This is a genomic window from Bacillus sp. JJ1127 (genome assembly GCF_036965845.1).
Classification (GTDB): Bacteria; Bacillota; Bacilli; order Bacillales; family Bacillaceae_G; genus Bacillus_A.
The window spans coordinates 1-11,556 of the sequence record NZ_JBALQK010000261.1 but is presented as its reverse complement, the minus strand read 5'-3'; the positions used below and the strand labels follow the sequence as shown (position 1 = coordinate 11,556).

12 protein-coding genes are annotated in these 11,556 nt (G+C 30.8%); 6 read left to right on the top strand and 6 right to left on the bottom strand.

The window, feature by feature from the left end:
- Positions 1-510 precede the first annotated feature (510 nt).
- Positions 511-1,395 carry a hypothetical protein gene (locus V7183_RS21675; protein ID WP_335360794.1) on the bottom strand — a complete coding sequence of 295 codons (885 nt, stop codon included), beginning with the start codon at positions 1,393-1,395 and terminating at the stop codon, positions 511-513.
- A 249-nt stretch (positions 1,396-1,644) separates the two neighbouring features.
- On the opposite strand from V7183_RS21675, the gene V7183_RS21670 reads away from it, so the two are divergent.
- Positions 1,645-1,899: a hypothetical protein gene (locus tag V7183_RS21670; protein ID WP_335360793.1), complete on the top strand. Its 255-nt coding sequence runs from the start codon at positions 1,645-1,647 to the stop codon at positions 1,897-1,899.
- A gap of 48 nt (positions 1,900-1,947) precedes the next feature.
- Here V7183_RS21670 and V7183_RS21665 read toward each other — a convergent pair whose 3' ends face one another.
- A complete protein-coding gene (locus tag V7183_RS21665) occupies positions 1,948-2,280 on the bottom strand; it encodes a hypothetical protein (protein WP_335360792.1) in 333 nt (110 codons plus the stop codon).
- Between the two features lie 36 nt (positions 2,281-2,316).
- Entirely contained in the window at positions 2,317-2,514 is a 198-nt protein-coding gene (locus V7183_RS21660; protein WP_335360791.1) for a helix-turn-helix transcriptional regulator, read from the bottom strand.
- Positions 2,515-2,734: 220 nt separating this feature from the next.
- On the opposite strand from V7183_RS21660, the gene V7183_RS21655 reads away from it, so the two are divergent.
- The 3 genes from V7183_RS21655 (at position 2,735) to V7183_RS21650 (ending at position 5,054) form a co-directional block, all read left to right on the top strand.
- Entirely contained in the window at positions 2,735-4,168 is a 1,434-nt protein-coding gene (locus tag V7183_RS21655; protein ID WP_335360790.1) for an IS4 family transposase, read from the top strand.
- A 107-nt stretch (positions 4,169-4,275) separates the two neighbouring features.
- Positions 4,276-4,458 carry a DUF5677 domain-containing protein gene (locus tag V7183_RS26035; RefSeq protein WP_438825188.1) on the top strand — a complete coding sequence of 61 codons (183 nt, stop codon included), beginning with the start codon at positions 4,276-4,278 and terminating at the stop codon, positions 4,456-4,458.
- Positions 4,459-4,514: 56 nt separating this feature from the next.
- Entirely contained in the window at positions 4,515-5,054 is a 540-nt protein-coding gene (locus V7183_RS21650; RefSeq protein WP_335360789.1) for a DUF5677 domain-containing protein, read from the top strand.
- 418 nt (positions 5,055-5,472) lie between these two features.
- On the opposite strand, the gene V7183_RS21645 is transcribed toward V7183_RS21650, so the two are convergent.
- From V7183_RS21645 to V7183_RS21635, 3 genes are all read right to left on the bottom strand, one after another.
- Positions 5,473-7,914, bottom strand: coding sequence for a SpaA isopeptide-forming pilin-related protein (locus V7183_RS21645; protein ID WP_335360788.1), 2,442 nt, complete (start codon positions 7,912-7,914; stop codon positions 5,473-5,475).
- Positions 7,915-8,486: 572 nt separating this feature from the next.
- Positions 8,487-8,963: a metal-dependent hydrolase gene (locus tag V7183_RS21640; RefSeq protein WP_335360787.1), complete on the bottom strand. Its 477-nt coding sequence runs from the start codon at positions 8,961-8,963 to the stop codon at positions 8,487-8,489.
- Positions 8,964-9,000: 37 nt separating this feature from the next.
- Positions 9,001-9,390, bottom strand: a complete 390-nt coding sequence (locus V7183_RS21635) for a hypothetical protein (protein WP_335360786.1) — start codon at positions 9,388-9,390, stop codon at positions 9,001-9,003.
- Positions 9,391-10,200: 810 nt separating this feature from the next.
- Between V7183_RS21635 and V7183_RS21630 the strand changes: the two genes are divergently transcribed.
- Both V7183_RS21630 and V7183_RS21625 read left to right on the top strand, forming a co-directional pair.
- The gene (locus V7183_RS21630; protein WP_335360785.1) at positions 10,201-11,295 is read left to right on the top strand and encodes a Rap family tetratricopeptide repeat protein; all 1,095 of its coding nucleotides are present in this window, start codon (positions 10,201-10,203) and stop codon (positions 11,293-11,295) included.
- The gene (locus V7183_RS21625) at positions 11,295-11,465 is read left to right on the top strand and encodes a hypothetical protein (RefSeq protein ID WP_335360784.1); all 171 of its coding nucleotides are present in this window, start codon (positions 11,295-11,297) and stop codon (positions 11,463-11,465) included. The genes V7183_RS21630 and V7183_RS21625 overlap by 1 nt, the downstream gene beginning before the upstream one ends.
- The last annotated feature ends 91 nt before the right edge of the window (positions 11,466-11,556 follow it).

The window sequence follows — 11,556 nt, the reverse complement described above, 5'->3', positions numbered from 1 at the left end:
GTTTCGTGTTGACATACCATTGTTTTCACTCCATTAAAACAGTTAAACTTTCTTCAAAACATCGCAACTTTTTTAAAAACAGTTCCTCTTTTTTATAAACGGTACGACTTAATTTCAAAGCTACAACCTTATCATTATACCCAATTTCAATATATATAGTAATCTCCTGTAAATTCAATAAAATGCTCTTGAAAAGGATTGATCACGTATAAAATGACTGAGGGGCATAAATTCAATTACTTAATAAAAAAGAAACTATTAGTTTAAATGACTCTACATTGTTGAGTGCAAAATAAAAATACATAGTATTGCAACAAAAAAGTACATACACGGTTTTACATGGAGAGGCAAGTATGATAGCCTCCTAAGCGGCGCCAAATGCTTATCATTGTGGCGTTCTTGGCGTGTGAGTCATGCTTGTAGAGGCTCCATGTCAAACCAATATTGCTCTGCACTTTTCTTTGCAATTGTCTGCACTTTTGTTTTGCAGAAAACATCTACATTAAACAGTTAAACTTTTCCCAATCCACTGGTATTGCTTTGTAACATTTTCTTTATATCATTTTCTGTAATATCCGCTTTGTTTTTTATTGTATTCATCTCATCAAAAAATTCTAGCCAGTAAAAAATAATGTATCCTAAAACATAACTTAAATACAAATTTAATCTAGTTAATTTTTGTACAAATATAGAACTTTCAGCATCTTCAATCGTGCATTCTTCGTCTGGAATTAATTCATTCAAGGTTTTTTGAGCCTTATTCATGTCACCATGAATTACTTTATTTCTTAAAATTCTAAGGTTATTAATAAATACATATTTATCTTTTTTATATGTATTAAATAATAGCATAGGCTTATCCATAAAAAACGGTAATTTAATTTTACATTCTTTCTCAATAGTCCCCCGTTTATCTTCAAAAAGTATACTTTCTAAGATCGCAAAGAAACTTAACAGATAATTAAATGATGGTTTATTTAATGTTAATACGGATCCATTTACTAACTCCATTACATGCCATAAGTAAAGAAATCCTTTTTTTTCAGTAATTAAATCTAAATATATTATTAGATTCTCTATCTCTTTTAATTCGGAATCTTTTTTGTCCATCATATTATAATGTTGGGTATATTTATAAAAACTATAAAAGAGTTTTAGTACATCAGCAAAGCTTTTTTCATTTGTCCTTGAAGCTTTTGTACCATATACACTTTCTAATTCAGAATATTCAAAGTAATCATTATCAATATCTACGATAAAATTTGTATTATCTATCCTAAAAAAACCATCATCATATTTTTCAAAATGCTTTGCCTCTTTTTTGTTCAATTCATGTTTAACATCATAAATACTAATTGCTAGCCGCTTGGAAATTAGTTTTCTTGCATCAATCAATTTAAATCCCCTCATTATACTTTCATTTTTATATGTAACACTTTAATTAAATATATTTTTTTCGACACCTCCACAAATTCCGCTTTAAAATCATAAATCTGACATCTTTTTCTCCTTTTTCAAATACGACATATGTTATTTTAAAAGCTATAATATTATATAAATTTACTAATTATTATTATAACTGGTAATTACAGTTAATGGTTACTAGCAAATGTTTTGAATAAAAAATATGTAAGGAGAATTAAAATGAGCAGAAATAAAAAGCTACAACGGTTAACTGATCGACGTTTCTCTCCTGCTGTGCAAGTAGTATTAAATCAATTCGGTGATAAGCTTGATTTATGTGTTGATTACTGCGTGGATATTCAGTTATTAATTGAAGAATATGGAAAATTAACTAAAAAAAACCTACCTATATTAGGGGTCACCATACATGCCCATCAAGCTAAGATTTTGAAGTACCCCCAAACCATAATTTTTATTTTTAAAATTGATTGGTAGTAAACAAAAAAGATTGGCGAATTGCCAACCTTTTTTGTTTTTAGAGTTTTAATTTTTTGTTAACAAACCAATAATAACCAAAATAATAACAAATAGTGCACCTAATATTATATGTTTGTTTCTCTTAATAAATTGACTAAATTCATTTCCCTTAGTTGTTTCCTCCTCAAATTTATCTACTTTTCTTTTTTGAACAACGAGGGTAGTAAAATACACAGTATTACCTAGACACAAAATTAAGAATGCATTACCTAAATGAGCATTTCTAAAATTGTCAAATAATGACCAAATTAGTAATGCAACTGTGTAAAACATGAAGGCATTCTTACCAGCTTTAGCTACTTGGTATTGTTCCATTTCATCTTGTTTTCTAAACTTCATAAGGTTCTCTGCCTCCTTATTATTAAACTCCTTATGTTAATCTAACGTAAAAATATCTTCAATTCTTGTATTAAAATAACGAGCTAGTTTTAATGCTAGTTCTAAACTTGGATTATAGTGATTATTTTCAATCGCTACAATGGTTTGCCTAGTTACCTGTAAATCTTTAGCCATCTGAATTTGTGTAATATTATGTTGTGTGCGTAATTGCTTAATTCGATTTTTTACCCCCATTTTTCCACCTGCAATGTAAAGATATCTTTACTAATATGATATATAAAAAAAAGACTAATGTAAAGATATATTTACACCTTATTTTGGAAGTTCAGAAGTGAATCTTAATATAATAAAATTATAGTTCTTACCAATTGTTAAATTAAAGTGAATTTGTATCCATATAATCAAAAAAACGCTATTCTTTTTGTAGAAATATACAGAAAGGATGGCGTTTTGTATGACTCTATCGATTCAAGATGAGTTTCATTTATTCGCTGAAGAACTACAGCGATATCTATCTCCAAACATCCTTCAACAGCTCGCGCAAGAGACGGGTTTCGTAAAACGTAAAAGTAAGTATGGCGCACGAGATTTGGCTGCTTTATGTATTTGGATTAGTCAACACGTAGCAAGCGATTCTCTGACTCGATTATGTAGTCAACTGTATGCAAATACAGCTACACTCATGAGTCCAGAAGGACTTAATCAACGTTTTAACCGATGTGCTGTTTTATTTCTACAGCATGTATTTTCCCTTTTAATCAAAAGTAAACTAAACGCTTCTTCTCAAATCTCGAACCAATACATTTCTTATTTTCAACGTATACGTATTTTAGATGCTACTATTTTTCAAGTACCCAACCATTTAGCTCCTATTTATCCTGGTTCAGGAGGATGTGCACAAACAGCTGGTATTAAGATTCAACTAGAGTATGATTTACATAGTGGGAAATTCCTCAATTTTCAAATGGAACCAGGTAAAAATAATGATAAAACCTTTGGTACAGAATGTTTGGATACCTTACGACCAGGAGATTTATGTATTCGAGATTTAGGATACTTTTCTCTAAAAAATTTAGACCAGATGGACCAACGAGGGGTATTCTATATTTCACGGTTGAAATTAAATAATAGAGTATATGTGAAAAATGAATCTCCAGAATTCTTTCGGGATGGGACAGTAAAAAAGCAATCTTTATATGCTTTACTTGACCTTGAACATATCATGCATCAGATAAAACCAGGAGATACTTATGAAATTCGAAATGCCTATGTTGGACAACAAAAATTACCCTCACGAGTTATAATATACAGACTCACATCAACTCAAGTTCATAAACGTCGGAAACAGCAAACTTATGTTGAAAAGAAAAAAGGGGTTACATACTCTGAAAAAAGTAAACGTTTAACAGAAATCAATGTTTATATTACCAACATCCCATGGGAAATTGTTCCGATGGAACATGTTCACGAGATTTACTCTCTACGTTGGCAAATAGAGATTGTATTTAAAACATGGAAATCTCTTTTTGGTATCAATCATTGTCACAATATTAAGCGAGATCGTCTAGAATGTCATCTTTATGGACAGTTAATCGCTATTTTTCTTTGTTCTTCCACTATGTTCAAAATGCGACAGCTGTTACTACAGAAAAAACAAAAAGAATTAAGTGAATATAAAGCAATTCATATGATTCAAGATCATCTGTACTTAGTATATGAAGCTATACAACAAGACACCCAAGAAGTATCAAAAATTTTCCTTCGTCTGTTTGACCTCTTACAGAAAAACGGACCGAAATCCCATCGATATGAGAAAAAGACAGTCTTTGATATTTTAGGCGTTGTTTATCAGTGCACTGTATCCAATCTAAAGCAGAAAACTGCATAACCTTTAAAAATAAACAAAATATTAAGCATGTAGGCAATAGGAACGGAAGTTCATGGGATACCCACCCTTAGCTTGATGGGCATGTATGGTGAGGCCTATTAGCCGCATTGATACATTTCAGAGATACGTTAGACTCCATATCGATTGTTACAAGAAAAGGAAACACGTCTGGAGTACGCACCCTATTACGAACATTATTTGAAGCATCTACCACACTCCAATATTTACTTAAGGTATCTGAAAAAAAGGTGTTATTGCTTATCAGGTTGGTCATGCAAAAAGTGAGATAAATTCCCTTGAAACTCTAAACAAAAATCATTGGAAAGGGAACAAACTTTTAAAAGCTATGGTAAGCGAATTAGATGTAAATCCAAAAGAAGCTCCTTCCTACAACTATGAGGAATATATTAAACACCTAAACACATTTCTACAAAAGGATTGGGTTCGAGAAGTAAACGAGGTATATGAAATTAAAAAGCAGCAAAAAGAGAAAGAAAATAAACCGGCTCCAAACTGGTACTCTCTCTATAATGGACCAAACAATTTAAGAGGATTAGCAAAAGAAGTAGAACTTGAAACAATGTATCACCTACTTTATTCCACTTTGTCTAGGCATCAACATGCAAGCAGGTCATTTGCTAATATTATACCAGTACCAGGTTTAGGGATAATATTACCTGGAATACGAGATTTAAAGGGGTTACAAGATGAAATTAAATGGGTCATGCACATTATACGATCCACTTTCCAAAGAATATTCAAAACCTTTTTACCGAATTTAGCCAATTCTTATTCAATTTGGGATAAGGATATAATAAGTGATTTTATAGACAATCTAGGGAATACTAATGTATTTGGTGAGCAGCATACTCCTGTAAAAGGCTAATTAACACTGTTAGTTGTAGTTTTAAAATAAAGTTTGATCAAAATAAGAATCATCCATTATTTTTAGTAACTTACTTTTATAAAAAGTTTAATTGGAATTTCACATAAAAGCCGATATCACTGTATTTAATTTGTTTTTACATCATTAAAACAGTTAAACTTTCTTCAAAACAGTTCATTTTTTTATAAACGGTACGACTTAATTTCAAAGCTACAACTTGCCTTTTAGTAAAAAGTAAAAAATTTCTAATATGTGGTATACCAGATATTAGTGAAGAAGTTAGTTCTGCTGGAAATATATTTGCAAAACAAGGAATGAATTTAGTTGATCCTGCAACAAATTTCATGCTAGATCAAAAATAATGTGAAAAAGATAAACACATCTTGTTATAAAAACAGATGTGCTTATCTTTTAATTTCTATGCATTTTTACGTTTTAAGAATATTACTCCACCAACTAACAATAACAATGCTCCCGCTGCAATTGAGATCCAACTTGTTAAGTTAGTACCTGTTTGCGGTAACCAACCAATTTTTGATTCAACTTCTTTCTTAGGCAGTTGTTGTTCTTTTACTTGTTCTTTTGGTTTTTCTTTTGTTGGTGTTTTATCTTCTGGTTTTTGAGTCGTACCAGATGTAACTGGTTTCTTTTGATCTTTTACAGTGTGCCTAATGATATCTCCATCCTTTTTGATTTCGAATGAGAATGTTTCTTCATTGATAAGATATCCATTTGGAGCAATAGTCTCCTTATACGTGTATTTTCCATATGGTAACTTTTCAAATTTCGCAATACCATTTTTATCTGTTTTTCCTTTTACTACTTCTTTCCCTGCTTCGTTATAAATAGTAAACTCTGCATCTGGTAATTTATTATTACCATCAGCCACGTCTACCTTTGTAATTTCAAATGTTCCTGTAATTTTCTTGTTCTCTACAATGTGTTTAATTATGTCGCCATCTTTTGTAATTTCAAATGGGAATGTTTCTTCACTTACTACATATCCATTTGGTGCGACGGTTTCTTTATATGTGTATTTTCCAAATGGTAACTTTTCAAACTTCGCGATACCTTTATCGTCTGTTTTTCCTTTTACTACTTCTTTTCCTGCTTCATTATAAATAGTAAACTCTGCATTTGGAAGCTTGTTGTTTCCATCAGCTACATCCACTTTTGTAATTTCTAGATTTCCTTTGATAAGATGATTAACTGCTAATAACTCAATAATTTTTCCATGTTCCTTTATTTCGAACACAATCGGTTCTGTAACAAGAACGTATCCATTTGGAGAAGCCTTTTCTACAAATGAATATTTACCATACGCTAAATCTTTGACGTTAACTTCACCATTTTTATCTGTCTTATATTCACCAATTACTTTCCCACTTGCATCTTTTAGCTCGAAAACTGCACCTTCTAATTTTTTACTGATGTCTTCATTATCTACTTTTAGTAATTTTACACTACCTTTCACTTCAGTATTTTCCACTGTAAAAGTGAGTGTTTTATTGTGCTCTTTAATTTCAAAAGGATACTTTGTTTTATTTCCAACATATCCATTAGGTGTTTTTGTCTCTAAAAAATAGTATTTACCATACGTAAGACCATCAACCTTTGCAATTCCATTTTCTTTTGTTACTACTTTTTTCACTTCTTTTCCATCTTCGGTAAAAACTGAGAATTCAACATTAGGTAAAACCTTTCCTGAATCACTAAGTTTTTTAATTTCAATGTTACCTTTTACTTTGTTGTTTACTACTTGAATAGTTCCTGTTTCTCCTGTCTTAACCTCAATAGTTTGTGTTTTTTCGTCTGAAACATAACCTGTTGGTGCTTTAATTTCTTTTACTGTGTAAGTACCAATTGGTAGATTATTTAATTCTGCAGTACCATCAGCACCAGTAGTGATTTTTCCAACTGATTCATTATTTGAATTAAAGACTTCAAATACTGCACCAGCTAATACTTCCCCATTTTCTCCAACCTTTTTAACTTTTACAGAACCAGCAGCTTCCCAATTTACTGCAAGGTCACTACCAAGCTTCTCCTCATTTCTTTCTAGTAATACTGTAGCATTCTGAACAGTATCAGTACCGCGATAAGCAATTGCTTGCACTTTAGTCAAATTAGCAGCAACACTTAAATTAAATTCACCTGTTTTTGTATTTTTAGGAATTTGGATACGGAATTTCTCTCCAACTGAAAGGTGATCTTTCACTTCGCCATTTTCACTAACAATTCTAACTCCATTAGGTGCATTTTTTGCTAATACCTTATAAGAACCACTCTTAGCATTTGTTTGTACTGTGTATAGGTTTGTTTCAAAAAACTCACCTTTTAACTCCGCCTTTTGTTTTTCAGCAGGAATAACATTCATATAGATATCTTGAGTATCTTCACTTCTGTTAGCAGCATCGATAATAGCTTTAGCTGCTTTTTCAACATTTTTATTCTCATGCTTTAATTCATTAACATTAAGCTGACCTAAAGCATTCCAAACGGCAAGTTGAGTTGCATAATGTGCTTCATTCTTATTAGCAACCCCTAACTGTTCTACACTCTTTTGTGGAAAACCATTTAATAAAACTCTATATACTACATTATCTGTTTTCCCCATTTCAGGTAGATCTTCACCATTTGGTGATTTTAACCCCAGAGTTAAGCAATAAGCAATTTGACCACTTGAATTTTTGATAAATTCAGTTCGGATATACTTTCCTAAACTGTTACTATAACTCCAGTTCATTGAATACTTTTCGTGCGTCATCACCTCTGCACTAGCCCCCGGTAGAAACACATTAAGGAATAATGCAAGTACTGATAGTAATGCAAAAACTCTTACAACAACTCTTCTTCCCAATCTTGAAACCTCCCTAGATAAAATTGACTTGAGTGATTATTTAAATATTAAAAATAATCACAACAAACCCAATTATTATTATAAGACATGAAATTACAAATATTAAATCGATTTCCCGATTTTTTTATTTTTTCCAGTTATTGTAATAATTATTATATTTTACTGATTTTCATTAATAAACTATCAATCTCCAAACAGACCAAACAAAGATAGAAGATTGATTGGTAATCTGCTAGAATAAGACAGCTATCATGATTAGTAAAAAAATCGATAAAAAGTTTATATTTTAAAAAAACATCTTATAGTACTATTAGATAACGAAATTAAAGATGTGTATGTTGGTACAAGAACATATAATAAGGCAAAGATGGGAGATAAATTTGGAGTAATTAAATAAAAAGGAGGAAGTTAAGTTAAACCCTACATATGACTATAACAAGTAGCAATTTAAATATCTTCTTCGTAATTGCAATCTTAACATGCAGTTTTATATTAAAACGTACTTGAACTTTGGCGATTCTGTTCAAGTGCCTTATTAATTACTTCTCTCCATGTAATTCTTCCAAGTTTATCTAAAAAAAACCTCCAATTAAAGCTAAATCAATTATGATAAGTAAAAAGAAAAATATGTGTTCAATCATACTTCCTGTTCTTGTATAGACTGGAAATCTTACCTTTACTTTTAGAGGATACAGCAGTTGAATACCGCTAGGAGTAAGTGCATCTAATACAAGATGACTAAATATTCCTATAAACATCCCTATATATATAGCAGGATACTGGGGTAAAAAATACCATAATAAAGCAGCAATACCAAATAAAAAAGTTAGACTATGAGTAATAGTACGATGACCAAAAGTTTTATTTATAATCCAAGAAAATAAAGGTATTTTTCTTCCTAAAGTAGATCCTGGGTGACAAATATCAGGGATTATTGCTCCCAATATTGATGAAGCAGTTAATATAAAGATATCATCTTCTATTCCCACATATTTTTGTGCAACTAAAGCAAACGCTACTCCCGCCGCTATATGAGTCGGTCCCCTCAAACTCCCCCTCCTTTCTATGTTTTTATTCAGTAAATTCTTAACAGTTGGCAAAAATATAATAACCTTTCTCCCAACGCTCTTTTAACCATCTCAATTTAAATTCCATATTCGGTGTATAAGCTGCTGCTGCATCAATTAGATTATATATATCTAAGATTTCCAAACATCTTTTTGGATCCGTTAGAGCACAAATAAATTCAAAATCTTCATCCTCTAGAGAACTCCAAATAATACCTTTGAAATTGATTGGAAGCAGTTCTATTATTACATCTCTGCTCAAACCTGATGTCTCTAAAAAATTTTGAAGGTAAGATAAAGATATGTATGTCCAACCAGTACTTTCATATCCCTCTCCAAAAGATATATTTCTATATGAGTCAATCCTATCTAGTTCAGTATTTCTTATTGCTTCTATTCCCCATTTCACATTTTTCCCTCCACACCCGTTGTTCCCTTAATTGATAATCAATTATTATCGTAAATTCTTTTCAACTACCTTTAACTATTAGAATAAACATCTTTATCACTTTTTTTATGTAGTGAATATAGAGGTAGCATGTGCAAACTATATTAATTATCATGGCTGGAAAGCTATAAAATACTGTAATCTCCAAAACATCAAAGAATAGTAAAACTACCATGCTAAGCACATATAAAAATAACAATCTGTCAAAGATAGACTAAATTATTACTCCTTTTTTTAGCTTAATATCCCTTATCTGTTGCTGTTTTATAGTTCTTCCATAATCTCACTAAAAATTTCGAAATTCAAACGTTTTACACTTATCATCATTAGAATAGCAAATCATAATGGATTCTCTATTTCACTGTTCCCTCCCTTAAACAATAATAGTTTGACAAGGATTCTCTACTCTACCAAAATATCGACTTTGGCTATCCTTATACTTTAAATATATAAGGATAGTTCTATATTGCTAAGTATTCTACACACTTTATCAAGTTTTTTTGTGAATAAAAGTAGACCTAAGCGTCAGTCAATAGACTCAAATCTTTATTAGTATCAACATTTAATTCTCATTAATATATGATTCCTTAATTACTACTCTCAACTCAACTTTAAATTCCAACATTTCAGTTTGGAAATTTAGTAAATAGCAATGTTTTTGATTACAAATTCAATAGAAGATATTGAGAAATATTTTTCTCAATATCCAAATATTAACAAACTTGATACAATTGTAGAAAAATATACTAAATTATTGTAGGAGGTTGTTCTATGGGAGCTGTAACAGTAACATTAAGTGAAATTACAAGTCTTTTAAATGAATGGCACGAATCCATACGTGGTCAAAGTTCCGAAAAATCAAAAGATTTATTCGTAGAAATCAAGAATAAAATTGATAAAATAGAAGAAAATCAAAATGTTCTTTTATATTACTCACTATTAGAGTTTAGATACAACACGCTAAATAAAGATTATGAGCGTTCTGAAACATCCCTCAAAAAAATTGAGAATTTTAATAAACCAAGTGAAGAACTTTTAAATTATTATTACTACTTCTTTAAAGCCATCCATGCTACAGAAATAGGAAAATATAAAAATGCCGGTGAATACTTCGAGGAAGCAAAGCGTCTAATTGCACACATTCCTGATGAGATTGAGAAAGCAGAATTCTATTACAAAGCAGCGGCTTTCTATTATCAAGTAAGGCAACCATTAGTAGCAGTGAAATACGCTAACCGTGCTATGAAATATTTCGAACCTGAAGCAGGATATGAAATTAATGTAGCAGCTTGTAGTAATATTCTTGGGCTTACGTCTACTTCACTAAAACAATATGAATATGCTGAAGAGTATTTTATTAAAGCACTGGATATCGTAACAAAAAAACACAATACAATTTTAGGACTTAAAATTAGGCATAATCTAGGATTCCTTTATGCGGAGCAAAACCTCTCAGAAGCAGCAATTAGAAACTTGTCTACAGCTATTGAAACTCCAGAAAAAAGCTATAAAGCCATCTTCTTACTCGCAAGAGAAAACTACAAACTTGGTAATACAGAAGAAGCGTCTAAATTTATTAAAACTGGATTGGATGTATGCGAACATATTAATAACACAGAATATAAACATCACTTCTCTATTTTAAACGTACTAAACTCAAAAGAATCTAATGAAAAGTTCGAAAATATAATTTCAGAAGGAGTTAAGTACTTTGAGCAAGAAGGTTTATTAGGATTCGTTCATGACTATTCTAAACATTTGGCTTTAAAGTTTTACTCATCTAACCAACCAGACAAAGCAAGCCTATATTTCTTTAAGTCTCACGAAGCCGAAGAAAAACTACGTTATAAGGAGGCATTAAAATAATGAAAAAAGCCATTCAAATTTTAGGTATCACTCTAGGGCTAGTACTTGTTTTTAGTTTTACCTCAAAAAACACAACACAAAATGCTAGGGAGCATGGGGAAACATTCGCTCCAAAAGTACAAGACAGTTCCACTCATTATGTTTTAAGAGAACATGGGGAAACATTTTAATTTTTATAATTAAACATCAGTATAAGAAAAAGAGCCAAATCATGTATGGCTCTTTTTCTTGGTTTGGAATAAAGTTTGATTAAAATTATTG